Annotated in this window: 25 protein-coding genes and 1 tRNA gene; 8 read left to right on the forward strand and 18 right to left on the reverse strand. The window is 67.4% G+C overall.

Features of this window, described 5'->3' with window-relative positions:
* Positions 1-90: 90 nt before the first annotated feature.
* The 6 genes from L5G28_RS01120 to L5G28_RS01145 form a co-directional block, all read right to left on the reverse strand.
* Positions 91-486: a hypothetical protein gene (locus L5G28_RS01120; RefSeq protein ID WP_236996622.1), complete on the reverse strand. Its 396-nt coding sequence runs from the start codon at positions 484-486 to the stop codon at positions 91-93.
* A gap of 208 nt (positions 487-694) precedes the next feature.
* Positions 695-782 (reverse strand) — tRNA-Ser (locus L5G28_RS01125).
* Positions 783-850: 68 nt separating this feature from the next.
* The gene (locus tag L5G28_RS01130) at positions 851-1,141 is read right to left on the reverse strand and encodes a hypothetical protein (RefSeq protein WP_236996621.1); all 291 of its coding nucleotides are present in this window, start codon (positions 1,139-1,141) and stop codon (positions 851-853) included.
* An 83-nt stretch (positions 1,142-1,224) separates the two neighbouring features.
* Positions 1,225-1,704, reverse strand: a complete 480-nt coding sequence (locus L5G28_RS01135; RefSeq protein WP_236999969.1) for a nucleoside deaminase — start codon at positions 1,702-1,704, stop codon at positions 1,225-1,227.
* Between the two features lie 10 nt (positions 1,705-1,714).
* Positions 1,715-2,236 carry a tRNA adenosine deaminase-associated protein gene (locus L5G28_RS01140; RefSeq protein ID WP_236999970.1) on the reverse strand — a complete coding sequence of 174 codons (522 nt, stop codon included), beginning with the start codon at positions 2,234-2,236 and terminating at the stop codon, positions 1,715-1,717.
* Between the two features lie 64 nt (positions 2,237-2,300).
* A complete protein-coding gene (locus L5G28_RS01145) occupies positions 2,301-2,531 on the reverse strand; it encodes a hypothetical protein (protein WP_236999971.1) in 231 nt (76 codons plus the stop codon).
* A gap of 161 nt (positions 2,532-2,692) precedes the next feature.
* Between L5G28_RS01145 and L5G28_RS01150 the strand changes: the two genes are divergently transcribed.
* Positions 2,693-3,643, forward strand: coding sequence for a prephenate dehydrogenase (locus L5G28_RS01150; RefSeq protein WP_236999972.1), 951 nt, complete (start codon positions 2,693-2,695; stop codon positions 3,641-3,643).
* A 24-nt stretch (positions 3,644-3,667) separates the two neighbouring features.
* Here the strand turns inward: L5G28_RS01150 and L5G28_RS01155 are convergent, their stop codons facing one another.
* The 4 genes from L5G28_RS01155 to L5G28_RS01170 all read right to left on the reverse strand — a co-directional run bounded on the left by L5G28_RS01155 (position 3,668) and on the right by L5G28_RS01170 (position 8,561).
* Positions 3,668-4,258, reverse strand: coding sequence for a putative glycolipid-binding domain-containing protein (locus L5G28_RS01155; protein ID WP_236999973.1), 591 nt, complete (start codon positions 4,256-4,258; stop codon positions 3,668-3,670).
* A 51-nt stretch (positions 4,259-4,309) separates the two neighbouring features.
* The gene (locus tag L5G28_RS01160; protein ID WP_236999974.1) at positions 4,310-4,996 is read right to left on the reverse strand and encodes a hypothetical protein; all 687 of its coding nucleotides are present in this window, start codon (positions 4,994-4,996) and stop codon (positions 4,310-4,312) included.
* A gap of 127 nt (positions 4,997-5,123) precedes the next feature.
* Positions 5,124-7,319: a 3-hydroxyacyl-CoA dehydrogenase NAD-binding domain-containing protein gene (locus L5G28_RS01165; RefSeq protein ID WP_236999975.1), complete on the reverse strand. Its 2,196-nt coding sequence runs from the start codon at positions 7,317-7,319 to the stop codon at positions 5,124-5,126.
* A 33-nt stretch (positions 7,320-7,352) separates the two neighbouring features.
* Positions 7,353-8,561, reverse strand: coding sequence for an acetyl-CoA C-acetyltransferase (locus tag L5G28_RS01170; RefSeq protein ID WP_236999976.1), 1,209 nt, complete (start codon positions 8,559-8,561; stop codon positions 7,353-7,355).
* 127 nt (positions 8,562-8,688) lie between these two features.
* On the opposite strand from L5G28_RS01170, the gene L5G28_RS01175 reads away from it, so the two are divergent.
* The 3 genes from L5G28_RS01175 to L5G28_RS01185 all read left to right on the forward strand — a co-directional run bounded on the left by L5G28_RS01175 (position 8,689) and on the right by L5G28_RS01185 (position 12,968).
* Complete coding sequence (locus L5G28_RS01175; RefSeq protein WP_372477140.1) at positions 8,689-9,858, forward strand: TetR/AcrR family transcriptional regulator; 1,170 nt, start codon at positions 8,689-8,691, stop codon at positions 9,856-9,858.
* 138 nt (positions 9,859-9,996) lie between these two features.
* Positions 9,997-10,899, forward strand: coding sequence for an adenylate/guanylate cyclase domain-containing protein (locus L5G28_RS01180; RefSeq protein ID WP_236999978.1), 903 nt, complete (start codon positions 9,997-9,999; stop codon positions 10,897-10,899).
* A 134-nt stretch (positions 10,900-11,033) separates the two neighbouring features.
* A complete protein-coding gene (locus L5G28_RS01185; protein WP_236999979.1) occupies positions 11,034-12,968 on the forward strand; it encodes a TerD family protein in 1,935 nt (644 codons plus the stop codon).
* Positions 12,969-12,988: 20 nt separating this feature from the next.
* Here L5G28_RS01185 and L5G28_RS01190 read toward each other — a convergent pair whose 3' ends face one another.
* Together L5G28_RS01190 and L5G28_RS01195 are read right to left on the reverse strand one after the other, a co-directional pair.
* Positions 12,989-13,849 carry a universal stress protein gene (locus tag L5G28_RS01190; protein WP_236999980.1) on the reverse strand — a complete coding sequence of 287 codons (861 nt, stop codon included), beginning with the start codon at positions 13,847-13,849 and terminating at the stop codon, positions 12,989-12,991.
* 4 nt (positions 13,850-13,853) lie between these two features.
* On the reverse strand, positions 13,854-15,236 hold the full coding sequence (locus L5G28_RS01195) for an MFS transporter (protein WP_372477168.1): 1,383 nt from the start codon (positions 15,234-15,236) through the stop codon (positions 13,854-13,856).
* 279 nt (positions 15,237-15,515) lie between these two features.
* On the opposite strand from L5G28_RS01195, the gene L5G28_RS01200 reads away from it, so the two are divergent.
* The gene (locus L5G28_RS01200; protein ID WP_236996607.1) at positions 15,516-16,094 is read left to right on the forward strand and encodes a TetR/AcrR family transcriptional regulator; all 579 of its coding nucleotides are present in this window, start codon (positions 15,516-15,518) and stop codon (positions 16,092-16,094) included.
* Positions 16,095-16,103: 9 nt separating this feature from the next.
* Here the strand turns inward: L5G28_RS01200 and L5G28_RS01205 are convergent, their stop codons facing one another.
* A complete protein-coding gene (locus L5G28_RS01205; protein WP_236999982.1) occupies positions 16,104-17,387 on the reverse strand; it encodes an ROK family transcriptional regulator in 1,284 nt (427 codons plus the stop codon).
* A 320-nt stretch (positions 17,388-17,707) separates the two neighbouring features.
* On the opposite strand from L5G28_RS01205, the gene L5G28_RS01210 reads away from it, so the two are divergent.
* Entirely contained in the window at positions 17,708-18,379 is a 672-nt protein-coding gene (locus tag L5G28_RS01210) for a histidine phosphatase family protein (protein WP_236999983.1), read from the forward strand.
* Positions 18,380-18,411: 32 nt separating this feature from the next.
* Positions 18,412-19,392, forward strand: coding sequence for an enoyl-CoA hydratase/isomerase family protein (locus L5G28_RS01215; protein ID WP_236999984.1), 981 nt, complete (start codon positions 18,412-18,414; stop codon positions 19,390-19,392).
* Between the two features lie 25 nt (positions 19,393-19,417).
* On the opposite strand, the gene L5G28_RS01220 is transcribed toward L5G28_RS01215, so the two are convergent.
* From L5G28_RS01220 to L5G28_RS01240, 5 genes are all read right to left on the reverse strand, one after another.
* Complete coding sequence (locus L5G28_RS01220) at positions 19,418-20,158, reverse strand: SDR family NAD(P)-dependent oxidoreductase (RefSeq protein WP_236999985.1); 741 nt, start codon at positions 20,156-20,158, stop codon at positions 19,418-19,420.
* A complete protein-coding gene (locus L5G28_RS01225; protein WP_236999986.1) occupies positions 20,155-21,171 on the reverse strand; it encodes a phosphotransferase family protein in 1,017 nt (338 codons plus the stop codon). Before L5G28_RS01225 ends, L5G28_RS01220 begins: the two co-directional genes overlap by 4 nt.
* 28 nt (positions 21,172-21,199) lie before the next feature.
* The gene (locus tag L5G28_RS01230) at positions 21,200-22,405 is read right to left on the reverse strand and encodes an acyl-CoA dehydrogenase family protein (RefSeq protein ID WP_236999987.1); all 1,206 of its coding nucleotides are present in this window, start codon (positions 22,403-22,405) and stop codon (positions 21,200-21,202) included.
* Positions 22,406-22,497: 92 nt separating this feature from the next.
* Positions 22,498-23,118 (reverse strand): TetR/AcrR family transcriptional regulator, encoded by a 621-nt coding sequence (locus tag L5G28_RS01235; protein ID WP_236999988.1) that lies wholly within the window; start codon positions 23,116-23,118, stop codon positions 22,498-22,500.
* Complete coding sequence (locus L5G28_RS01240) at positions 23,115-23,768, reverse strand: TetR/AcrR family transcriptional regulator (RefSeq protein ID WP_236996599.1); 654 nt, start codon at positions 23,766-23,768, stop codon at positions 23,115-23,117. The genes L5G28_RS01235 and L5G28_RS01240 overlap by 4 nt, the downstream gene beginning before the upstream one ends.
* An 85-nt stretch (positions 23,769-23,853) precedes the next feature.
* Here L5G28_RS01240 and L5G28_RS01245 point away from each other — a divergent pair, with 85 nt between their 5' ends.
* Entirely contained in the window at positions 23,854-24,723 is an 870-nt protein-coding gene (locus L5G28_RS01245; RefSeq protein WP_236999989.1) for an oxygenase MpaB family protein, read from the forward strand.
* Positions 24,724-24,976: the final 253 nt, after the last annotated feature.

Here is a 24,976-nt window from a genome sequence, read left to right on the forward strand (position 1 = left end):
ACGAGCCGGCGGGGGCCCCGCTCGCCAAGGTGTTTGGGGGGGGGTGGTCGGCCCCCCCCCCCCAACTCTCGGCGATGATTTTCTAGACCGTCACTTCCAGCGCGTCCAGAGCGTGAACGGGCGCTTGCCCGTCTTGTTGAAGCTGATCCAGACGTTGCCGTTGTGCGACGCTGCTTCACGGACGAGCAGGTTCGCCGTCGCATAGGTCGTGTAACCGCGGCCGGGCACGTACACCCGCTTGAAGCGGGTCTTCGAGTCGACTGACCCGTAGAAGTACGGATGGACCGCCGGGTGGTCGACCACACCGGCGACACCGGACTGTGCGAGTTGCTTGGTCTCACCCTTGGTGAATCCGACGAACACCTTCGTGCCGGTGTCCTGGACGGTGGCTGCGGACGCCTGCCCCGCGGCCCCGAGTCCGGTAGTCGCAACGAGCCCGAGTGCCACCATGACGGCGAGCAGCAAACCGACGAGACGATTCTTCATTTTTCTCCCCCTGAGAGTGTTCATAGCCGACACCCCTGTCGACTGCGGACGATCCTGCCATATAGGACGGTCGCAGCAGCGTAGGTACCGACTGTGTTGCTCGACACACATACGGAGGTCGGCGGCCTGGATCGATCGCCGGGCCCGGAAATACTGCACCGGAAATGGAAAAGGCCCCCGACCTGGATTCCAGATCAGGGGCCTTCTGCGGTGGCGGAGGGATTTGAACCCCCGGTGCAGGGTCACTACACACGACATTTCGAGTGTCGCACCTTCGGCCGCTCGGACACGCCACCGCGAAGAACTATACGGCAGCCGAACCAGAGAGTGAAATCAGCTGGTCAGAGACTGTTTCCGTCGAGTTTCACGGTTTGTCGGTCGGCGACCCACCGCCGGACAGTTTGCCGGCGATCTCACCGAACTTCTCCTTGGCGGTGTGCACCGCGCCCTGCACGTTCTCGTTCTTGGAGACCTCGTCGAACTTCTCGCGCGCCGTCGACACCGCGTCCTTGACCTGGTCGCTGTTGGCTACCTCGTCGAACTTCTCCTTGGCGGTGCCGACCGCGCCCTGAACCTGCTCGCTCTCGACGAACTCGTTGACTTTGCCGATCACCTGGCCCGCGAGTTTGGTGACCTTGTCCATCGGATCCGACATGACTTCCCCTTCGATTGTCGCCTCCGCGCAACCCGCGGCTGCGCACCCTTCAAGTGTGCCCCGCTTCTCGAACTGCCGCAGCATCAGTCGCGGCGGGTAGCGAAGAAGCCGGTCACCAGGCTTGCGCACTCGTCGGCGAGCACGCCGCCGAGGACCTCGGGGCGGTGGACCAACCGCGGATCGCGCAGGACGTCCCACAACGAGCCGACCGCGCCGGTCTTCGGCTCCCATGCCCCGAACACCACGCGAGAGACGCGGGACAACCCGAGCGCGCCCGCGCACATCGTGCACGGTTCGACGGTCACGACGAGCGTGCAGCCTTCCAGCCGCCAGCCGTCGCCGTGCCGCGCCGCGGCGGCCCGCAGTGCCAGGACCTCGGCGTGGGCCGTCGGATCGCCGTCAGCCTCGCGCCGGTTCGCTGCCCGCGCCAGTTCGACACCGTCCGGGCCGTAGACGACGGCTCCGATCGGGACGTCCTCGCCACCCGTCGAGCGGGCGACGTCGAGAGCCACCCGCATCATCGCCTCGGCGTCGCGGTGGACCGCGCCCCGATCGACGTCCATCACCGAGAGGTCAGTGGCCGAGCTTGTCGAGGACGTCAGACAGCTCGTCCGCGAACCCGAGCCGCGCGGCGACCATGCCGACCTGTTCGTCTGCATACAAGTCGGTGTCGCCGACGATCACGCTCATCACCGCGTCCGGCAGTCCGAGGTCGGCGAGGATAGCGAGATCGCCCTCCTCCCACGGATCGATGTCGTCGAGCTCGTCCGGATCAAGATCCGGGACATCGACATTCAATGCGTCGAGCACGTCGGCGGCGATGTCGTAGTCGACCGCTGCGGTCGCATCGGAGATCAACAGCCGCGCACCGGACGGAGAGGGGCGGACGATCACGAAGAACTCGTCATCGACGTCGAGCAGACCGAACACGGCACCCGCCGCGCGAAGTTCGCGGAGCTGCAACTCGGCATCGTCGAGGCTGTCGAGCGCCGACGGCGTCAGCGGTGAGAGTCGCCACCCGCCGTCGTCACGGACTACGGCCACCGCGAATCCGTCGACATCGGGGTAATCGCTCTGCGCGACGGGCTTCGCCATGCCCGCAACGGTAGTCGGTTTCCGCAGGTCTCCCAAGTCTGAATCGATGGGCGGCCCGCGCACTTCAGGTAGCCGCCGACTCCATGACGACGGAACCGAAACCGTACGGCAGGGTCAACGCGGTGTTCGGGCCGCTGCGAGTCAGCAGCACGGCACGACCGAGGGACAGCAGCATGGTGACCGGAGACCACACGACTGTCGGCAACGGATCCGCCGCGCGACGCCGACCGGAGCGCAACCCACCGACACGTCCGACAATCGACCTGATCGCACCGCCGTCTGCAGTCTCGGCCATCGCCTACCCCAATCTCTCGAACCTTCATACGTGGTGACCACTGTGTCATGCATCACTCGCATTCGCGGCGGTTACGGTGAGTCGACGCGCGCGTTCGCGTCTCGCCCCCCGTCGCGCCCCGCCGTATCGCCCTGGTCGGCGCGATGTGCCACCGTAGACGCATGCCTGTCACGTCCTCGCGCCCCGTCTGCATCCTCGGCCTCGGTCTCATCGGAGGCTCCCTGCTTCGCCGTCTCGCGGGCGAGCGGCCGGCGTTCGGATACAACCGGTCGACGGCCACGGTCGACGCCGCCGTCGCAGACGGGTACGACGCATCCAGCGACCTGCCGCAGACGCTGACTCGCGCCGCCGAGACCGACGCGGTGATCGTGCTGGCGACACCGGTCACCGTCCTCGGCCCCATCGTCGACGCGGTCGTCGAACGCGCGCCGGACTGTCTGCTCACCGACGTGGTGAGTGTGAAGGAGGAGGTGGCGCGAATCGTCGCCCACCACCACCCGGACGCCCGCTACGTCGGCGGGCATCCGATGGCGGGCACTGCTCATTCCGGCTGGGCGGCGACCGATCCGAGCCTGTTCGAGAACGCGATGTGGATGGTGACGACGCACGACGACACCGCGGCCGACGACTGGCTGGCCGTCGCCGACATCGCGCGTGCCGCCGGTTCCTACGTCGTGCCCGCCGCGGAGGACGCTCACGATCGGGCAGCGGCCGCGATCTCCCACAATCCGCACGTGACCGCGGCCGTCACCGCTGCGGTAGGTGCAGGCGAGAGCCGTCTGCCGCTCCGCCTGGCGGCAGGCAGCTTTCGCGACGGGACGCGGGTGGCGGGCACCGCGCCCGAGTTGCAGCGCGCGATGCTCGAAGCGAACTCGGTCGCCCTCCTCAACACCCTCAGCGAGACGATCGATCGGCTCGTCGCCGCCCGCGACCGACTCCGCGACCACGGCGACGTCGCCGCCCTCATCGAGGCCGGCCACCGCGCGCGCACAGCATACGAAGAGGTCGCCGCCGGCGAGGTGGAACCGATCGTCGGGGTGAGGATCGGCGACGACGGCTGGGCGCAGGAACTGCGCCGCCAGGCGTATCTGGCCCGCGTCTGGGTCGGTTGAACCGACCCCGCCGGAGACAACCCGTCAGATACGGGTCGCGACTCCCGGGTAGTCGAGGACGAGTCCGTGCTCGTCGATGGACAGGTCGACGGTGCCGCCCGCCGTGGTGATCGTGGCCGTCCCGTCACCGATCGTGTACGACGCGACATCGGGTTCGATCTCGTAGGTCGGGAGCCGCAAGCTCACCAGCGGGACGTCGGTCAACGCACCCTTGCCGAAGAACGTATGACGGAAGATCGGGAGCGCCGACAGGAACGGCGACATCGCGACGTCGACCCCCTCGGCGCCGTCGAAGTCACTCTGGATGGTGCTGTACGGGGTCTGGACCATCCATCGACCGTCCATGTCGCGACTCAAGTCGAGGGGAGCCTCGCCGCCGGTCTTGAGCAGACGGAACGAGAGGCGTCGCGTGATCCCGATGTCGTTGGCGACCAGCTCGTACGACGACGAATAGGCCTGGACCTCGGCAGTCTCCGCGGAGATGATCCGACCGTAGGCGCGCAGCCGTCCGCCCGCCGTGTTGAGCCGCACTTGTTCGAAGCGCCCGCCGTCGACCGATCGCCAGGTGAACATCGTCTTGGCTCCGGTGTCGGCTGCCTCGTCGGAAGAAGTCACACGTCTACGTTAGGGCATCCGCGGCACGCCCATCGGCGCGCGCGCCCGGAATCAGCCGACGGCACGGCATGCGAGGACGCCCGACGCGTCCGCAGGAGCCTCTTCGTGAGCGACGACCTGGCCGTCGACAGTGATGGTGCACGACGCCGGAGCACCCGGAGCGACGACGACCCGGATCTGTAGGAGACCACTGGTCGCACGCACCGTCTGCCGCCATCGCGCGGTCGTCATGTGAACGAGTTGGACGCCGTCGTCGTCGATGTAGACGACGGCGGAGCCCGGTGCGGCGTCGACTGCGAGGTCGGCGTCAAGCGTGTTCGGTGCAGGACGCTGCGTCTCCCCCGGCACTTCGTCGGTCGGATCGATCGACTCCGGCAGGTACGGGTCCGTGGTGTTCTGCGAGACGGGCGCATCGTCGCGCAGCGTCGCGACGTCGGAGTCGCCGCCCGACACCAGCTTGAACGCACCGGCCACGAGGAGCACCAGCACAATGATCGCGGCCGCGCCGAGTACCGCGCGCTGACGCGGGCCACCCGGCTCGGGTGGCGGCGGCGCGTACTGCGGGGTCTCGGCTTCGACGCCCTGCGGCTGGGCCTGAGCGGCAGGATCGGGGTCGGGCTGATAGGTGTATCGCGGTGCCCCGTCCGGCCCGTAGCCCAACGCCGGATACTGCTGACCGACGGCCATCGGCGGCCGGTAACCCGGCTGCTGCGCGTGTCCTGACCGTCCCGAATCCATCCCTGTCAGAGTACGCGGATCGCTCACCGCCGATCGACCTCACCGCCACGGGCCCGGCGACCGAATGCGGAAGGCCCCGGTGAGACGAGCTCACCGGGGCCTTCGCGATGTTCGACCGGAGGTCGGACTACTTGACGAGGTTCTCGTTCGTCAGCTTGTTCACTCCGGCGGCCGCCTTCTCCACGAGCGAGGCGGGCGGCTCGAAGTTGGCGCCGTACTTGCCTGCGAGATCCTTGGCGCGGGCGACGAAGCCTGCGACACCGCCCTCGTAACCGTTGATGTACTGGATGACGCCACCGGTCCACGCCGGGAAGCCGATGCCGAAGATCGAGCCGATGTTGGCGTCCTCGACCGATGTCAGCACGCCTTCGTCGAAGCACTTCACAGTCTCGAGGGCTTCAGCGAAGAGCATCCGCTCCTTCATGTCCTCGAGCGGGATCTCGACCGAGCCCGACTTGAAGTTCTCACGAACGCCCGGCCAGATGAGGCCGCGCTTGCCGTCTTCGTAATCGTAGAAGCCCTTGCCGTCCTTCTTCGACGTGCGACCCAGCTCGACCATCTTGTCGACCACCGCGTACGAACCGTGGTCCGGGTAGTCGGCGCCCTCAGCCTTCGCTGCGGTCTCGGTCTCCTTGCGGATCTTCTGCATCAGGGTCAACGTCAACTCGTCGGACAGCTGCAGCGGCGGTGCCGGGTATCCGGCCTGGCCGCCCGCCTGCTCGATGAAGGCCGGCTCAACGCCCTCGCCCACGGCCGCGAGAGCCTCGTTGATGAACGTGCCGATGACGCGGCTGGTGAAGAAGCCGCGGCTGTCGTTGACCACGATCGGCGTCTTGCGGATCTGCAGGGTGTAGTCGATGACCTTCGCCAGGACGGCGTCAGAAGTCTTCTCGCCCTTGATGATCTCGACCAGCGGCATCTTGTCGACCGGCGAGAAGAAGTGGATTCCGATGAAGTCCTCGGAGCGCTTGACGCCCTCGGCGAGGATCGTGATCGGCAGCGTCGAGGTGTTCGAGCCGAGGATGGCGTCGGGTTCGACGATGTCCTCGATCTCCTGGAACACCTTGTTCTTGACTTCGACCGACTCGAACGCGGCCTCGATGACGAGGTCGACGCCCTTGAAGTCCGCGGCGTCGACCGTCGGAGTGATGCGTGCGAGGAGAGCGTCGCTCTTCTCCTGCGTCGTCTTGCCGCGCTTGAGCGCCTTCGCCTCGAGCGTCTCCGAGTAGCCCTTGCCTCGCTTGGCCGCCTCGAGGTCGATGTCCTTGAGGACGACGTCGATGCCTGCCTTCGCCGAGACGTAGGCGATGGCAGCGCCCATCATGCCCGCGCCGATGACGCCGACCTTCTTGGCCTGGTACTTATCGAAGCCCTCGGGCCGCGAGCCGCCACCGTTGATGTGCTGCAGGTCGAAGAAGAACGCCTTGATCATGTTCTGTGCGACCTGACCGGTCACCAGCGACACGAAGTAGCGGGTCTCGACGACGTCTGCGGTGTCGATGTCGACGTAGGCGCCCTCGATGGCTGCGGCCATGATGGCGCGCGGTGCCGGCATGTTCGCGCCCTTGATCTGCTTGCGCAGCAGAGCGGGGAAGGCAGGCAGGTTGGCGGCCATCGCCGGGTTGGTGGGTGCGCCGCCCGGGATCTTGTAACCCTTGACGTCGAACGGCTGCTGAGCCTCCGGGTTCGCCTTGATCCACGCCTTGGCGGCGGGGACGAGCTCGTCGATCGAACCGACGACCTCGTCGACGAGGCCGATCTCCTTGGCCTTGGCCGGCTTCAGGCGCGGGCCCTGCAACAGGACGCCCATGAGCGCCTGCTGGATGCCGAGGAGACGGACGGTGCGGACCACGCCGCCGCCACCCGGGAGCAGACCGAGGGTGACCTCGGGGAGGCCGAGCACGTTGCCCTTGACGTCGGCTGCGACGCGGTAGTGGCAGTGCAGGGCGATCTCCAGGCCACCGCCGAGCGCCGCGCCGTTGATGGCGGCGACGACCGGCTTGCCGAGAGTCTCCAGGCGGCGCAGGACCGCCTTCATCTCGTTGGTACTCGCGTTGATCGACGTCGCCAGTTCTTCCTTGGTCTGGTCGGCCGGCGGGTTGGTCATGTCCTTGAGGTCACCGCCGGCGAAGAAGGTCTTCTTCGCCGAGGTCAAGACGACACCGGCGATGTCGTCCTTCTCCGCTTCCAGGCGGTCGACGGTCGCAGCCATCGCTTCGCGGTAAGTGGAGTTCATGGTGTTGGCGCCCTGGTTGGGGTCGTCCATGGTGAGGGTGACGACGCCGTCGGCGTCCTTCTCCCACGCGATCATGTTGTCAGTCATGATGAAGTCTTTTTCCTTCTGGTTCCGGGGCGATCAGAGACGCTCGATGACGGTCGCGACGCCCATGCCGCCGCCGATGCACAGGGTGACCAGGCCGTAGCGGCCGCCGACGCGATCGAGCTCGTCGAGGGTGCTGCCCAGGATCATGGCGCCGGTGGCACCGAGCGGGTGGCCGAGCGCGATCGCGCCGCCGTTGATGTTGACCTTCTCGTGAGGAACGTTGAGGTCCTTCATCCACTTCATGACGACCGACGCGAACGCCTCGTTGAGCTCGAAGACGTCGATGTCGTCGACCGTCAGACCTGCGCGCTTGAGCGCGAGCTCGGTGGCCGGGGTCGGGCCGGTGAGCATGATCGACGGCTCCGAGCCGACCTCGCCGTACGAGACGACGCGGGCGCGCGGGGTCAGGCCGTTGCGCTTGCCCGCGGCTTCGCTGCCCACCAGGACCAGGCCCGAGCCGTCGACGATGCCGGAGCTGTTGCCACCGGTGTGGACGTGGTTGACCTTCTCCACGTTCGGGTACTTCTGCATGATGACGTCGTCGAAGCCCGCCATGTCGGCGAGCGCCTGGAAGGCAGGCTTCAGCTTGCCGAGGCTCTCGACGGTAGTGCCGGGGCGACGGTGCTCGTCGTTGTCGAGCAGCGTGACGCCATTGATGTCCTTGACCGGGATGATCGACTTGGCGAAGCGACCTTCGTCCCACGCCTGGGCGGCGCGACGCTGCGACTCTGCGGCGTAGGCGTCGACGTCGTCACGCGAGAAGCCTTCGATCGTCGCGATCGTGTCGGCGCCGATGCCCTGCGGGTTGATGTAGTTGTCGTAGGCAGTGGCCGGGTCGGTGAACAGTGCACCGCCGTCGCTGCCCATCGGGACGCGCGACATCGACTCGACGCCACCGGCGAGAACCAGGTCGTCGTACTCCGACTTGACCTTGGCCGCAGCCAGGTTGACTGCTTCCAGACCCGACGAGCAGAAGCGGTTGATCTGCGTGCCGGGGACGGTCTCGCCCAACCCGGACACGAGGGCCGCGGTGCGCGCGATGACCGCGCCCTGTTCGCCGACGGGCGACACGACGCCGAGGACCAGGTCGTTGATTTCCTTCGGATCGAGGTCGCCGTGGCGGGCGAGGAGTCCATCGATCAGCCCCGAGACGAGGTCGATCGGCTTGACGCTGTGCAGCGAGCCTCCACGCTGCTTGCCACGGGGCGTACGCACAGCCTCGTAGATGAATGCTTCGGACACAGGTGTTCCTTTCACACGAACCGATAGTGGTTACGAGACACAGGCTAACGCTTCATAACTTATTTGGCTATACCGGGTGGTCATCCCGCCTCGACAGTTCATCTCTATGCGCTATGGTCGATTCACAATGACGGCTTCGAAGCAGTCCGGGACCTCACGCCCGGCCAACCGGAAACGGCAGCTGATCGATCACAGCGCTCAGCTGTTCCTTCGGCATGGCTACCCCCAAGTGTCCATGGCCGACATCGCTCGCGCAGCAGGCGTCACCGCCCCGTCGCTGTATCGTCATTTCGCCGACAAGCAGGCGTTGCTCTACGACGCGGTCCTCACCGGCGTCGACGATCTGCAGACCTGCACGACGTCCGCCGTGACCTCGTCCGGCGGTGATTCTCACGCGTTCATCACGTCGATGTGCGGGTCGATGGCGCGACGCCAGAACGCCTCGACCCTTTGGCGGTGGACCGGCACGTACCTGACCCCGGAACAGAACCGTGAGGTGGTGCAGGGCACTCGGGCGGTACTGCGCCAGTGGGCTGACGTGTTGTTCGCCGAGCGGGACTTGGCCGACTGGGAGCAGCGTCAGCTGGTGTGGACCCTGTTGAGTGTCGTCGGCAGTCTGTCCGTCCACCGTGCGCGGCTCCCGTCCGCGCAGGCGGTTCGCGAGCTCACGGTGGCCGCGGAGCGTCTCGTCGCCCTCACCCCGTCGGCGGCGGCTCCGTTGCGTGTCCCACCGAACGTCGAGCTTCCCGGCGACGACCGCCGGACGGAAATACTCGACGCAGCGGCGCAGTTGTTCGCCGACCGCGGCTACGGCCCGGTCACCGTCGACGAGATCGGCGCCGCGGTCGGCATCACCGGCCCCAGTGTGTACAAGCACTTCCCGTCCAAGGCCACCATCCTGATCGAGATCGGCAGGCGCAGCGGCGCACGCTTGGAGGTCGGCGTGGTCACCGCGTACGCGACCGGCACGGACGACGCCGATCGGCTGTCGCTGCTGGTCGACTCGTATGTCGCGACCATTACCTCGATCCCCGATCTGTCGGTGTCGTTCAACAATGCGTCGGCTCTGGCAGGCGACCCCGGCGCCCGTGAACTCGTCGACGTCCAGCGCCGTTACGTGTCTCGGTGGACCGCGCTGATGGCGTCGCTGTACGACATCGGCGAGGCTCAGGCCGCGATCGCCGTCCACGCTGCGTTGTCGATCGTGAACGACGCCGTCCGCGTGCGGCGAGGTGTGGAACGGCCCGACTTCGGTGCCCAGATGGCGTATCTGATGCGGGGAGTCCTGGGGCTGTGAGCACGCTCGGCGGCGGACCGAGCGGAGGGTGCTGACGAGATCAGTACGCTCACCGCCCCGTTCCGGCATATCGCCCCCACGACCCGACGAGCGTACTGATCTCGTGAGCATTCGGCGTCGACTCGATAACGTAGACCCATGACCGCGCCGAGCTCAGACGCCCGCTACTCCCGTGACGAGCTCGTCGAAGCACTCGGCATCGATCCCGAGTACGGCGAGAAGATCTGGACGGCCTTCGGCTTCGCGCGGCAGCATTCGGACGCGAAGCTGTTCTCCGACGCCGACGTGGCGGCCTTTCGACTGTTCGCCCGCGGTGCCGCGCAGGTCGACGAAGCGGCTCAGATCGCGACTGCCCGCACGATCGGCCAGTCGTTGGCCCGGTTAGCCGACTGGCAGGCCGACCAGCTGACCGAGTTCGACCAAGACCCGGACGTGACCTGGTCGATCAACGATATGGCGAAGGCGCTCAATAGAATCCAGCAATTGGTGTGGCGGCTGCACTTGGAGATCGCTCTCGAGGGCAGCCGGTCGTCGCACACCGATCACGCGGACTGGAACACGGTGATCGGTTTCGTCGACGTCGTCGGCTACACGAGCTTGTCCCGACAGATCGACCATCACGAGTTGAATGATCTCATCACCGCGTTCGAAGACCGGATCTCCGCGGTGGTGACCCGATACGACGGCCAGGTGATCAAGACTCTCGGCGACGGCATCCTGTTCGCGAACCCCGACCCCGCGTCGTCCGCGTTGACGGCGCTGGACATCGCGGACCTCAGCGACGAGCCGCCGATCCCGCGACTGCGGATCGGTCTCGCGCACGGCGAGGTCCTCGCGCGCCTCGGCGACGTCTTCGGCGAGCCGGTCAACATCGCGGCCCGCCTCTGCGGGTCGGCGCGTCCGGGCAAGATCCTCATCGACGAGAACCTCGCCGACGCGATCGAGGACGACGACCGCGTCCGTCTGCGATCCATCCCCCCGTTGAGCGTGCGCGGCTACCGCCGCCTGCGCGCACACGCGCTGTCCCGCCCGAAACCATAAGCACAGTCGAGACACCGCACCCTCAGCGACCGTTGTGAGAGCCGACGTCTCGGTTCGACGGTCTCTGTCGTTCCATGGTTTGAATAAGTCTGGATCCGGCTCGCTGAACTGGGTCGCGGCAGTACGTTCTCGAGGTGACACCGACATTGCTGTCCAAGGGAGCCAACCTGACGCTCTCATCGGTATCTGACGTCGGAGAGATCACGGTGACGATCGAGGTCGTCGCCGATGGAGACCTCACCACGGACGCCAGCGTCCTGCTCCTCGGGGCCGACGGCAGGGTCCGATCCAACGACGATCTGATCTTCTACAACCAGGCGAACAGCGCCGACGACAGCGTCCGACTGCTTGAGCGAACAGGCCAGATGGACGGCATCAGTCGAGACGCTGTCCGGATCGAGTTGGCGCGACTCGCCGAAGACGTCGACCGAGTAATCGTCGGAGCGAGCGTAGACGATCCATTCCAAGCACTCGGAGCGGCTTCGAGCGCGACGATGATCGTCGCAGACGTCACGACGACACTCGCGCGATTCTCGATTGAGGGACTGACGACGGAGCGTGCGCTCGTCTTCGGCGAGGTCTACCGGCGGGGTGAGGAGTGGAAGTTGCGGGCAGTCGGCCAGGGGTACGCGGACGGGCTCGGCGCGCTTGTCACCGAGTTCGGGATCGAAGTCGATCCGGCTGTCGACCCGCAGATCTCGACACCCATCGATGTCGAGTCGCCCGAACCCGCTCCCCCGGTCCCCACACCGACGAACGTCCAGATCCGACGCCAGCGAAGGGCACCGTGTCTACCCTCAGACTGGGACGACCGTCCGAGCGCGTACCTGCCGACGGAACCGGCCCCGCCGGCGTTCCACCGGGCCACCTTGTTTCCTGCCGTCCATGCCAAGGCATCGATCAATCACGAGCAGCGCGCCACCTCAATCCTTCTCGCGACAATGGAGATCGTTCGCGAGTTCGGCCGTGCCGTATTGGGTTCAATCGGAGCACCTGGAGGACGGGTCACGTCGTTCGTGGAACCGGCTTTCACCATCAACGGGGCGGAGTCGCGCCCGGACGGTCTGATCCGCGTGACCAGAGGCGCCACGACGTGGACGGCACTCGTGGAAGTGAAGATCGGCGCTCGCCGACTCGCAGCCGACCAGGTCGCCACCTATATGGCTGTGGCGAAGTCCAAGGGCTACGACGCGGTCATCACGATCAGCCCCGACCTGATGCCTGTCGCAGGAGCGTTAGCGGTGACGCCCGACCCGAAACTGCTGAAGTCGATCTCACTGCACCACATCGCGTGGGAGGAAATCATCTCAGCCGCGGCCGTCACGCTCGAACACACCGGGATAGACAACTGCGAACGTGCCCGCCTCCTCCACGAGTTCCTGACGTACGCGGTTCATCCATCGAGTGGGATGCACGTCTTCGACGACATGGGCTCGCACTGGGCCCGGGTCCGAGACGCGGTAAAGACTCGCACTGTCAGCGCGCACGACTCGGCACCCGCTGAGGTATGCCAGAACTTCGATCGCCTCGTTCGCCACATCGCTCTGCAACTATCAGCAATGCTCGGGCAGCGGGTCCAAGCCGTTCCACCTGCGGAGCACCGTGATGCGGTCAGCCGTGCCCGCCAGCTAGCCGATTCCGGACGGCTGTTCGGGACGTTGCGTACCGCGGGGCTCGTCGGCCCGATCGTCGTAGAAGCCGACCTCACACGCGATCGCGCGATCTGCTCGATCACCATTGCCGCGCCACGAAACGGCAGACCACTCACACACGTGAACTGGATGCTCCGCCAACTCTCCGATGCTGACTCCCGGACCCGAGTCGTGTCGCACCACGCGGGCTGCCGTGAACAGACCGCTCTCCTCCTGGGAGACGCGCGCAACGACCCCGGCCGGCTCGTCCCGGGCGGCGGCCGAGGCATCCGCGAGTTCACGGTCTCCGTAGATCGCTCCACAGGGACCAAACGGGCGGGGCCCTCAGGTGGCTTCGCTGCAACCGTGACGCACCTTGTGACCGATTTCTACGGCACCATCGCAAGCGTGTTGAAGGCGGCACCGCCGTCGCCGTGACTTCCAGCACGACACCGGCGTCAGCTCTTGACGACGAGCACCGGGCGTTCTGCGTGATGAATGACGTCTTGGCTCGTCGATCCGAGGAGCATCCCGGCCAGGCCACCGCGGCCTCGGCTGCCGAGGACGATCATGGTCGCGTCCCGGGCGACGCGGCAGATGGTCTGAGCCGCACCGCCAGGTGCGACGACGACGTTTACGGAGGTCAGCGGGTAGCGCGCGGCGACCGGAGCGATCCACGACCGCACCTGCTCGTCGACGCGGTCGGCGTGCTCCGCGACCAGATCGGAGCCGACCGAACCCGCGGCGAGAGTCGACTCGTCGAGGTCGGTCCACGCGTGCACGACGGTGAGCGACGTGTCGAACACGTCCGCCACGATCAACGCACGTTCGAGGACGGGCTCGGTCAGCGCAGAACCGTCGACGGCGGCGACCACGGGTCCGCCGCCCGACGGACCAGCGATCACCGCGACGTCGCTCTTCGCATGGGCCGCGAGGTTGATGCTGACCGAACCGAAGAACAGGCTGCGCACTCCGCTGAGGTGGCGAGTCCCCACCGCGGTCAACGCCGAACCGGCGGAGGCTTCAACGAGGGCGGCGACCGCCGGGCCCGACACGACATCGCCGATGATCTCGGTGACCGACGTCAACGACCGCGCATAGGCGACCGCGTCCTCGACCGTGTTCGCGGCCTCGGCACGCAGCGCGTCGATGACGTCGCCGGGCAGCAGCATATTGACGGCCGAGCTCGTCGGCACCGGATCGAACGCGCCGACCACCCGCAGCGGGCGATCCCGCCGCACCGCCGTCTCGACGGCCCAGGCGAGCGCGGTGCGCGACGCCGCAGAACCGTCGACTCCGACGACGATGGGGCTGACCATGCCGTTACCGTACCTCTGCGGGGTCGACCACCACGTCGTCCACCTCGGCGGGAGCCGAGCGCTTCGGAATGACACCGGTGACACAGAACGCGACCACGGCGGCACCGCCGGCGATCAGCATGATCGTCTTGAACGCGTCCGCGGTCGGGATCTCGGCGTCGCCGAGCTGGATGAACATCTGGGATGTGATGACACCTGCGATCGCACTCGCGAACGACGTTCCGAGCGAACGCATCAACGTGTTGAAGCTGTTCGCCGCGCCGGTCTGCGACGCCGGAACGCCACCCATGATCAACGCGGGCATCGCGCCGTAGGCCAGGCCCGTGCCGATACCGATGATGATGCCGATGACCACCAGCTGCCACTCCGAATGGAGCATGAAGGCGCCGATGAAGTAGCCGACGGCGACGACGACCGCACCGGCCATGAGCGTGATCTTCGGGCCGAAGTTGTTCGTGATGTACGACGAGACGGGCGCCGCGAACAACAGCATGATGCCCATGGGCGCCATGACCAGGCCGGCCATCAGCATGGAGCCACCCAGCCCCGAGCCGGTCTGCTCAGGAAGCTGCACGACCTGCGGGAACACCATCGACATGGCGAACATCGCGAAACCGAAAGCGATGGAGGCGATGTTCGTGAGCAGCACCTGGGGGCGGGCGGAGACTCGAAGGTCCACCAGCGGAGCCGTGGTGCGCAGCTCCCACGTCGCCCACGCGGCGAAGGCGATCACAGCGATGACGAAGCAGAGGATCGTCGAGGAAGCCGTCCAACCCCACGAAGCGCCCTTCGAGATACCCAACAGCAATGCGACCAGGCCGGCCGACAGGGTCACCGCACCGACGAAGTCGAACCCGCCCCCTGCTCGTTCCGGCGACTCCGGGACCACCATCGTGACGGCGACGAAGCTGACCAGACCCATCGCGGCCGACACCCAGAAGAGCATGTGCCACGAACCGTATTCGGCGATCACCGCGGCGAGCGGCAGGCCGAGCGCGCCGCCCACACCGAGGGAAGCGCTCATCATCGCGACCGCGCCCGCGAGCTTCTCCTTCGGCAGGACGTCGCGCATCACGCTGATGCCCAGCGGGATCACGCCCGCGGCGAGGCCCTGCAGGGTGCGGCCGACGATCATCGGCAGCACGGTGCTCGCGAAAGCGCCGATCACCGAACCGACGGTCATCAGCACGATGCTGATCAACAGCATCCGGCGTTTGCCGAACATGTCGCCGAGCCGGCCCATGGTCGGGGTCGCCACAGCGGCCGCCAGCAATGTCGCCGTGATGACCCACGCGGTGTCGTCGACTCCGGCGTTCAAGTACTCGGGCAGATGCGGGATGATCGGGATGACCAACGTCTGCATCAACGACACGACGATTCCCGCCATCGCCAGTACGGCGACGATCGCGCCGGTCCGCGGCGGTGCCGCGCTCTCTGAATTCACTGACATCTCGAAGTCACTCTCCAACTCGTCTCGGCTCTACGGACGCCTCTCGCGTCGAGCAGTTCGTCAGCCACCCGTGCGGCATTACCGGAGGCAGCTCCGGTTAGATACACTAAACGGAGGACCCTCCGCTTGCAACGCATAGTGAACCATTTCACGCGGTAGGGTGGCAGCCACGGCGACGCTGCGGTATGCGTCTACGACGAGGGAGGCGGACAGTTCGTGAGCTTTGAATCAGCTGCGGCTCCGGCGAATTCACGCTCCGACGCGCGGTCGAACCATGCTCGGATACTCGCGGCGGCCACGCGCGTCCTCGGCCGCGACGGGCATTCGTCGACGCTCAGTTCCATCGCCGAGGAGGCGGGGGTCGGCATCGGCACGCTGTACCGACACTTCCCGAACCGCGGGCGGCTCGTCGAAGCGGTTTATCGGAGCCGAGTGCAGGACCTGTGCGACGCCGCCGACGACGCCCTGGCCGACGAACCGTCGGCCCGAGTCGCGCTGCGCACGTGGATGGGCCGGTTCGCGGCGATGCTCGTCGACAACCGCGACGTCCCCGAGGCGCTCAAGCCTGCACTGGCCACGGGCAGTGAGTTCCGGGAAGAGACCGGCGGGCTCCTCATCGCTGCCGTGCAGTCGTTGCTCGACGCCGGGAGAGTCCGACGAGAGTTCCGTGTCGACGTGGCGCCGGTCGACATCCTCCGCACCGTGACCGGGCTCGCCTATGTCTCACAGCACCTCGACGACGTCGAGAAGCCGTTGGACGTCTTTCTGGACGGGCTACGGCCGATCACCCCGTGACGTGGCCCGTCACAGGGTGTGCGAGAGCGCCTCGAGTGGGTCGGCGTAAATCGCGTCGAGCGCGACCGCGCCCGCGGCCTTCTGCTGGACGGTGATCGCTGAGCGCGCCACTCGGACGTCACGCTGGGTGGCGACCGATGTCGCGCGCAGCGCCTTGCTGACCGACGGCAGGGCCTCCGGGTAGTCGGTGAACGCCTGCCCGCCGAGGATCACGTGGTCGGGGTTGAAGATGTCCGAGATCAACGCGACGGTCCGACCGAGGACTTCGGCGCGCTCGACGAGGATGTCGTGGGCGACGGCGTCCCCGGTGCGAGCCGCGGCACGCAGCTCGTCGATCGACGTGACGTCCAGGCCTGCGGCGGCCGCTGCCTCGAGGATCCCGGAGTCACTGACCGTCTCCTCCAGTCGGCCCGTGCTCTCCGGATCGAGGAGCCTGGTCGCGCCCGTCGGGAAGTGGCCGATCGTCGGCGGACCGGCCGCAGGCGTGTGGACGGTGCCGTCGACGCTGAACGCGATGCCCGCCGTCTCACGCGCATAGAAGTACAGGAAGTTCTGGTTCTGCTCGGCCGGGTTGTTGACAACGAGTTCGGCTGCGGCCATCGCTTCGACGTGCGAAGCCACCGACACCGGCAGGCCGACGGACTCGGCGATGATCCGGCCGACGGGGACCCCGGTCCAACCGAGTCGCGGGTGATCGACTTCGCCGCCGTCGACGACGCGGCCACCCATGGCCACACCGGCCCACAGCAGGCGCTTGCCGACCCAGCGGTCCGCGAAGCGGCGTGCACTGGCGCCGATCGACGCGACGACTTCTTCGGGTGTGCCGTCCTGCGGCGTCGGGATCGCGATGGCTCCGACGACACGGTGCATGAGGTCGTGCGTGGTGATCGACGTCGACTTGTAGCCGATGTGGATGCCGACCGTCAGAAATCCGGCGGTGTTGATCTCGAACGGAACGCGCGGTCGGCCGACGGCTCCCGGCGGCGTCAGGTCGGCCCGTTCGCGGATCACGCCCACCTTGAGCAGTGCGCTGACCTGGCGATTGACGGTCGAGATCGAGAGGCCGGTCGCGGCGGCGGCGTCGTCGCGGAACACCGGGCCGGAGACTCGCGCGGTGCGCAGCACGAGAGCGGCGGCCTTGGTGGAGAGCTGGAGTCCCGCGGTCGCGATGTGCGGGGCGGGGGCCTTCGGCGCCGTGCGCGTCGCGCGGCGGACGGGAAGAGCAGCGACACCGCTGGGTGCCGGGATCTCGACGGTAGACGCGGGGAGGGGGCGGGACAGGGTGGAAGTCATTTTCGTGCAGGTCCTTGTGCTGGACGCTCGACGGGCGGCTATCCCGTTCGCAGCGTGAGAGGTGCCCGCACATGCGGCGGGCGAGAAATGGGCTGGTTCAGCGCATTCGATGACAACACAGGACCCGTGCCAGCGGCAGACGGCAACCCAGAGCGGTGGTCATGTAGGTGACCTCCGGGATCGCGTATGGCTGACGAGTCATGTCGCCGAAACTAGCAAGACCCGCACCGCATGGCAAGTGAGGTGCGACGACTAGCCTGGAGAAGTGACCATCGACACCACTCCGCCCTGCCCGTCCGTCACTGCGCGGGAGGCATGAATTGGGCGCCGTCTACCTGGTGAGGCACGGCCAGGCTCCCGCTCACGCCTACGGGGTCGGTACGGCGGCCCCGGGCGCTCCCGGTCTCACCGATCTCGGCTTCGCACAGGCCCGGCGCAGCGGTGACGTGCTCGCGGGCCTGGTGCCCGGGTTCGACGCCGCGATCTCCGGCGACCTTCCGCGGCAGGTCGCGACCGCGCAGGGCGTGCTCGGCGCGTTCGACACCGCCCCCGACCAGATCGTCGACGCCGCGTGGAACGAGTACGCGCTCCCGCCGTCGGTGACGACGGTCGACGCGTCGCTGTACGACGACCGCGCCCGCTACCAGCAAGCTCTCGACGTCGCACTGGCCGGCTGGATCGACGGTGACGCCGTCGACGACGGCGAGAGCTACACCGAGTTCGCGACACGCACGCGTGCGGCCGCTGAGCGCGCGGCGACGCTCGCGGGCAGCGGTGAGAACGTCCTCGTCGTCTCGTCGGCAGGCACCATCACGCAACTCCTCGCGCAGTTGTGGGGTGTGCCCGGCTCGCAGTGGCCGACCCTGCACCGCACGTTCGTGAACGCGTCGATCACCAAGCTCATCGCGGGACGCCGCGGCCTGTCGGTCGTCTCGTTCAACGAGCACGCACACCTCGCAGGCGCGAAGGACGGGCTGATGACCTATCGGTGAGCGGTTGTCGACGACCGGCGATACTCGAGGTCATGGATTCCACGCTGACCGTCGTCGACATCGAGACCGCGGACACCCCGCCTGACCGGTCCGACGAGTTCCGCGGACTGGTCGTCGGGGTGATCGAGTCGGGCCGCGTGCCGACCAGCGCGACGGCGCAGGCATGGATCGAGCACGCGAGCCTCACCGTCACCTCGGGACCGGCGAGCGATCGCCGGATCGTCCACGTCGACTCGGTCGCCGACACGGTCGCCGCGATCGAACAACGCGTGTCCGTCAACCCGGTGTCCGCGATCGTGTGCGACGACGTCCTTCGCGCAACTGTCTCCGATGGCGGAACCCGACCGGGGTTGACCACGGAGTCGCTGGCGTACTCGACCCTGCAGGCGGGGCGGGAGTTCGCGCAGTGGCTGCACGATCAGGGGCCGCGCGTGCTTCACGAGCAGGACGACGCCGTCCGCCTGCACCGGGTCGGCGATGAACTGGAGATCTCCTTCAACCGCCCCGACCGGCACAATGCGTTCAGCAATGCGCTGCGCGCAGGCTTGATCGACGGCCTCCGCCTGGCACTGGCCGACGACACGATCGCCTCGGTCACGTTCACGGGCGAAGGCCGCTCGTTCTGCAGCGGTGGCGATCTGCGGGAGTTCGGGCTGCTGTCCGATCCTGCCGACGCCCATCTGGCCAGGACGAGGTACAGCCCGGCGATCCTCCTCGACGCGCTCGCCGACCGACTGGGACCGGCGCTGCATGCTCGGGTCCACGGCGCGGTCCTCGGCAGCGGGCTCGAGATGGCGGCGTTCTGCCCGACTGTGACGGCCGCGGCCGACGCGATCTTCGGGCTGCCCGAACTGGGGCTCGGGCTGATTCCCGGGGCGGGCGGCACGGTGAGCGTTCCGCGGCGCGTCGGCCGGTGGCGGACCGCCTACCTCGTGCTGTCCGGCGCCCACATCGACATCGACACCGCGTTCGCCTGGGGACTCATCGACGGCGTCGAGCCCTCGGTCGCTTGACCATCGGTCGCTTGACCATCCGTCGTCAGGCGCGGTGCATGTTCTCGCCGGGACGCGTCAGGATCGCCTGCGGGAGCACAGCCCACCGGGACAGTCGCGTCACCGAGTAGGCGATCTCGGCGACGTCGTCGCCGCTGATCATCTCGTCGGCGGGGATCGCGTCCTCGCCCTTGGTCCACTCAGACATGTCGGTGTCGACGTAACCCGGGCAGATCGACGTGGCGGACACCCCGTTGACGGACTCTTCGAGGTTGAAGGTCTCGCACATCGAGATCAGCGCGGCCTTGGTCGAGCCGTACGCGATCAGATTCGGCTCGGGATAGACGCCGGTGATCGACGAGATCGCGATGACCTTGGCACCGATAGTCTTCGTCACAGTGCTCTTCATGCTCGCGAGCAGCGACTGGGTGAGCAGGAACGGGGCGCGCACATTGACCTGGTAGAGCTTGTCGAACCGGCGTGCCGGGAAGGCGGCGAACGCACCCATCGCGCCCATGCCCGCGTTGAGGACGAGGGCGTCGGTGCGGCCGTACTCGTCGAGGTGACGGGCGGCGAGCGCGGCGACAGCCTCCTCATCGGACATGTCGGCGGGGACGGTGAGGACCCGACCGCCATGCGCGCGAAGGGCTTGCGCGCGTTCGTCGAGCGCATCGGCGCCGCGCGCGCTGATCGTCAGATCCCAGCCCTCGCGGGCGAACCGGTCGGCGACGGCGGCCCCGATGCCGCGGGACGCTCCCGTCACAAGAGCCACTCTGCGTTCGGTCACGACACTGCCTCCAGGCCTCGAGCGATGAATGTTGCGGTGGCCTCGCCCGCGAGTTCGGCTCCGTCACCACCGGACGACCCGCCTTCGCGGGCGCGATGGCTGATGCCTGCGGCGATGACACCGAGTTTGAGGTTGGCCAGACCCAGGTAGAAGGCCCAGTCGCCGAGATCGGTCCCGGACGCCTGCGCGTACCGCTGGGCCAGTTCGTCGGCGCTCGGGTAGCGGTCGCTGGTCCACGCGGCGTCGAAGCCGAGGACGGTCGAGAAGACCGGCTCGCGGTACACGCACATCAGGGCGATGTCGGTGATCGGGTCGCCGAGCGCCGACAGTTCCCAGTCGACGACGGCGGCGACCGTACCGGGATCATCGGGCGAGAGGATCGCGTTGTCGATCCGCAGGTCGCCGTGCACGATCGACCGGCCCGCCGTCTTCGGCACCCGATCGGTCAGGATGCCGACAAGTTTGTCGAGGTCGGGCAGTTCGCGGTCCTTCACGATCCCCCACTGCCGTGACCACAGCTTCACCTGCCGGGCGGCGAACCCGTCGGGACGGCCGAAGTCGCCGAGTCCGACGGCCTCGTAGTCGACGGCATGCAGGTCGGCCAGAGTCTGGACGAGGGCGTGGGCTCCCGCCGTCACCTGGTCGTCCGTGAGCGTCGCGAGGTCGTCCACGGACCTGACGACCGGGCCGTCGACGTAGTCGACGATGGTGCACGGCGCGCCGATCACGTCACCGGATCGATCGATGGCGACCGTGGCCGCGACCGGCACCGCGGTGTCGGCCAGCGCTGAGGTGACCGCCCATTCGCGTTCCATGTCGTGCGCGGACGGGGTGAGCCCGCCCATCGGCGGGCGGCGCGCCACCCAGTGGTGGACGTCGTCGCGGACGTCGAAGGTCAAGTTGGAGCGGCCACCGCTGATCAGTTCGATCCGCAGGTCGCCGACCACGTCGATATCGTTGCCGGACAGCAGTGTTCGGAGTCTGTCGGCGGTGAGGCCGGGATGCTCGGTCACGCGGGGGTTCCCTTCGTCGCGCGGAGAGTCAGTTGGCGGTGCGGACTTTGCGGGCCCGTCCGACGGCTCGTTTGGCGATGGCCCAACGGTGCACTTCGGACGGCCCGTCGTAGATGCGGAACGGGCGCAGTTCGTTGGCCAGCCGGACCAGCGGGAGGTCCTCGGAGACGCCGAGGCCACCGCACATCTGCATGCTGCGGTCCACGACCCGGGAGAACGCTTCGGCGCCGAACGTCTTCGCGATCGATGTCGCATCGGACGCGTGGCCGCCCTCGTCGAGCTCCCAGCAGGCGCGCACCAGGAGCGCGCGTGCCGCGGCGAGATCGATCTCGTTGTCGGCGACCTGCTGCTGGATCATGCCGAGATCGCCCAGGCGACCGCCGAAGCCCTGCCGCTGGTCGACGTAGTCGAGCGCCACTCGATGGGCTCGGACGGCCGACCCCATCCACCGCATCACGTGCGTCATGCGCGCCGGGCCGAGGCGGACCTGCGCGTAGCGGTACCCCTCGTCGACCGCGCCGAGGACGTCCTCGTCGGGCACGACGACGTCCGTGAACGTCACCTCGCAATGTCCACCGATCATCGACTTGTCGGTGGTGTGGATGTGGCGGTCCACGCTGATGCCGTCGCGGTCGCCGGGGGCCAGGAACATGGTGGCCCCGCCGCGGTCACCGGCCTCACCGGAGGTACGCGCCATGATGATGTAGAAGCCGGCACCGTCGGCGCCAGTAATGAATCGCTTGCGCCCGTTAATCTTCCATCCACCGTCGACGCGGACCGCCGTCGTGTTGAGAGCGTTCGGGTCGGCGCCGGCCCCGGGCGACGGCTCGGTCATCGCGAACGCGCTACGGACGTCGCCTGCGGCGAGGGGCGCGAGGTAGAGCTGACGCTGCCGGTCGTCGGCGATGTGCGCGAGCATGTGCACGTTGCCTTCGTCGGGGGCTCCGATGTGCAGGGCGACGGGGCCGAACGTCGACGCGCCCGCGGCTTCGAAGACCGGTGCGCGTTCGCACATGTTCAGGCCGAGGCCGCCGAACTCGACGGGGGCGTGCGGGGCGAAGACGCCCGCAGCCTTCGCTTTGGCGTTCAGTTCACGACGTACGTCGTCACCGCCCGCCGCGGTGATGTCACCGTGGAACTCGTTCTCCACGGGCAGTACGTGGTCGGCGATGAACGCCTCGGTCTTGGCGACCAACTCGACGACTTCGGACCGATGCGACAGGTCGATCGACATGACAAGCTCTCCCAACTCCCGACCGAGCGATCGCTCGGACCGGCTAGAGCGTCCCATGTTCCGCGCATCACGTCAAGACACGCGCCGCCCGGTCATCGCGCGATGTACCCGACGATGGCTCGGGCGTATTCGAGGTTGCGTTCGATGAGCTCGTCGGCGCCGAGCTCGCCATCCACGCGGTACCAGGTCGACACCCCGACGCACATGGTCGCGACCGCTCGTGCCGCACCCTTCGGATCCGCCGTCACGAAGACTCCGGCGTCGACGCCGCCGAGCACGATCTCGTCGACCATCCGCTGCTGCCGCACCCGGTGACCGATGTAGCGCGGCCGGTAGTCGCCGTCCAGGCTCCGCATCTCGGTGGATCCGACGAACGCCTGCTCACGTCGGTACATGTGAAATCGGAGCAGCGACTCGACCACCGCGTCGAACTGCGCCAGACGATCGTCGCCCGCTTCCGCGATCGCCTGCTCGGATCGCCGCAGGAGATCGGCCATCGTCAACTCGAGCAGTCCTTGCAGGAGCGACTGCTTGGACGGGTAGTGGTGGTACAGCCCTGGCACGGAAAGCCCTGCGCGTCCAGCGATCTCACGCACCGACGTGCCGTGGTACCCGTGCTCGACGAACGCTTCGAGCGCCGCACGAAGAGGCGAGGGCAGGCCTGCGGCGCCGTAGTCACGCCATGAGCCCGGAACTTCGAGGTCTGCAGTCACCGGTCACCCGCCACATGTGATCGGGACTCGGGCCAGAGCATGTGAGCACACAGTGCGACGAGCCGATCCTTGTCGAGGGAGAGCCTGCCCTCGGTCCACGAGGCGAGCACGCGCCCGAATCCGCCCACCTGGAAGTGCGACGCCGCAGTCAACTCCTCTTCGCTGCGCACTCTCGACACCTGCTGGGCCGACCGCGACGTCAGCGCCGCGAAGGTCTCGACCGCCTCCGCGCGCCGCTCGGTCAGAACCGGGCTCCCGAGCGCATCGGAGAAGATCAGCCGCCCCTTGCGCCGGTCCGCGTCGATGGCGTCGACGATGGCCCGAACTGCGGCGGTCACCTTCTCACGCGGGTCACCCCCCGCGTCGAAGGCCAGCCGGGCACTCTCGGCGATCTCGGTGATCACCCCGTCGTACGTGGCTCCGACGAGGACGTCGACGTTCTCGAAGTTCTCGTAGAAGTAGCGGGGCGTCAGCCCGGCGTGCGTGCAGATCCCGCGGACGGTCACCGGCCCCGCTTCCGGCTCGCTGAGCAGGTCGAGCGTCGCGTCCAAAAGGGCAGCGCGGCGCCGGGCGACTCGTGCGTCGCCGGCTTCTCCTCCGTATGACCGCAGTTCGCCTGCGCCCTGACTCGCCTCACTCACGCTGTCCATAGTGACACTCTCCGGCTTGACACCGAGCATTCCCGCGCGTTGAATCAACAATAGGAAACGTTCGTTATCAGTTTGAGGGAGCCTCATGACCGCCGCACCCACCGAGGAATTCGCGACCGAGACAGTGCCCGCACGCACTCGCGTCGAACTCGACGAACAGCAGATCACCGACATGGGACTCCTCGGCCCGGCACTTCTGTCCGGACCCGCGAACGTCATCATGCAGCTGAGCCACCCCGCGGTCGGTTACGGCGTCTACGAGAGCAAGGTCGACTCCGGCAACTTGTACAAGCATCCGGTCAAACGGACTCGCACCACACTGACCTACCTCGCCGTCGCCGCGACGGGCGGCCCCGAACTTCGACGTAAGTACCGGCAGGCCGTCAACCGGTCGCACGTTCAAGTGCGGTCTGTCGAGTCGAGTCCCGTCAAGTACAACGCGTTCGATCCGAAGCTCCAGCTGTGGGTCGCCGCCTGCCTGTACCGCGGCTGGGAAGACTGCGTCCGGATCTTCGGCGACGAAGCCGACCTCACCGAAGAGGCTTACCGACAGGGCGCTGTCATGGGCACCACCCTGCAGATGCCGCCGGAGATGTGGCCGGCCACCCGGGCCGACTTCGAGGTCTATTGGAACTCGGTGCTCGACGAGATGGTCATCGACGATGTGATCGGCAGCTATCTGAAGTCGATCGTCCGTCTCGAGTTCGCGTCGCCGGTGCTCCGCGTCCTGATGGGTCGATTCTCCGAGATCTTGACGATCGGTTTCCTGCCGCCAGAGTTCCGGGAGAAGATCGGCTTCACCCAGACCACGACCGACAAGCTGATCTTCGACCTCCACAACAAGATCCTGCGTGGCATGGTCCACGTGATGCCCAAGTCGTGGCGGCAGTTCCCGTTCAACCTCCTCCTCGCCGACCTCAAGTGGCGGATGACGACGAACCGGCCGCTGATCTGAGCGGCTCGGCCTCCTCGCCAACGGAGATCACGGCAGGGACCGCGCAGCGCGGTCGCGGACAGAGTCGTCGATCGTCGATGCACTCGCGCCCGCTCGGAACGATGCACCTCGGTGATTGTCCGGAAGTCGGTCTCCGCGCCCGAAAAGCTTGTGACGCAATGAACCCGGGACGTAGTCGTCGGGGTAGGCCCCTCTCGCACGCGAAGCGGGACCCCCGTGGCGACGCGCCTGCCTGGTAGATGACCGGTGAGCG

It is taken from the genome of Gordonia liuliyuniae (genome assembly GCF_021739025.1).
GTDB lineage: Bacteria > Actinomycetota > Actinomycetes > Mycobacteriales > Mycobacteriaceae > Gordonia > Gordonia liuliyuniae.

Excerpts from the sequence above, each read along its gene's own strand:
- L5G28_RS01150 (WP_236999972.1), top strand. The coding sequence starts at position 2,693 with ATGCCTGTCACGTCCTCGCGCCCCGTCTGCATCCTCGGCCTCGGTCTC.
- L5G28_RS01195 (WP_372477168.1), bottom strand. The coding sequence starts at position 15,236 with ATGGCGGGAATCGTCGTGTCGTTGATGCAGACGTTGGTCATCCCGATC.
- L5G28_RS01145 (WP_236999971.1), bottom strand. The coding sequence starts at position 2,531 with ATGGCCGAGACTGCAGACGGCGGTGCGATCAGGTCGATTGTCGGACGT.
- L5G28_RS01180 (WP_236999978.1), top strand. The coding sequence starts at position 9,997 with ATGACCGCGCCGAGCTCAGACGCCCGCTACTCCCGTGACGAGCTCGTC.
- L5G28_RS01140 (WP_236999970.1), bottom strand. The coding sequence starts at position 2,236 with ATGGCGAAGCCCGTCGCGCAGAGCGATTACCCCGATGTCGACGGATTC.
- L5G28_RS01215 (WP_236999984.1), top strand. The coding sequence starts at position 18,412 with ATGGATTCCACGCTGACCGTCGTCGACATCGAGACCGCGGACACCCCG.
- L5G28_RS01240 (WP_236996599.1), bottom strand. The coding sequence starts at position 23,768 with ATGGACAGCGTGAGTGAGGCGAGTCAGGGCGCAGGCGAACTGCGGTCA.
- L5G28_RS01190 (WP_236999980.1), bottom strand. The coding sequence starts at position 13,849 with ATGGTCAGCCCCATCGTCGTCGGAGTCGACGGTTCTGCGGCGTCGCGC.
- L5G28_RS01165 (WP_236999975.1), bottom strand. The coding sequence starts at position 7,319 with ATGACTGACAACATGATCGCGTGGGAGAAGGACGCCGACGGCGTCGTC.
- L5G28_RS01230 (WP_236999987.1), bottom strand. The coding sequence starts at position 22,405 with ATGTCGATCGACCTGTCGCATCGGTCCGAAGTCGTCGAGTTGGTCGCC.
- L5G28_RS01130 (WP_236996621.1), bottom strand. The coding sequence starts at position 1,141 with ATGTCGGATCCGATGGACAAGGTCACCAAACTCGCGGGCCAGGTGATC.
- L5G28_RS01175 (WP_372477140.1), top strand. The coding sequence starts at position 8,689 with ATGACGGCTTCGAAGCAGTCCGGGACCTCACGCCCGGCCAACCGGAAA.
- L5G28_RS01245 (WP_236999989.1), top strand. The coding sequence starts at position 23,854 with ATGACCGCCGCACCCACCGAGGAATTCGCGACCGAGACAGTGCCCGCA.
- L5G28_RS01205 (WP_236999982.1), bottom strand. The coding sequence starts at position 17,387 with ATGACTTCCACCCTGTCCCGCCCCCTCCCCGCGTCTACCGTCGAGATC.
- L5G28_RS01160 (WP_236999974.1), bottom strand. The coding sequence starts at position 4,996 with ATGGATTCGGGACGGTCAGGACACGCGCAGCAGCCGGGTTACCGGCCG.
- L5G28_RS01120 (WP_236996622.1), bottom strand. The coding sequence starts at position 486 with ATGAAGAATCGTCTCGTCGGTTTGCTGCTCGCCGTCATGGTGGCACTC.
- L5G28_RS01135 (WP_236999969.1), bottom strand. The coding sequence starts at position 1,704 with ATGGACGTCGATCGGGGCGCGGTCCACCGCGACGCCGAGGCGATGATG.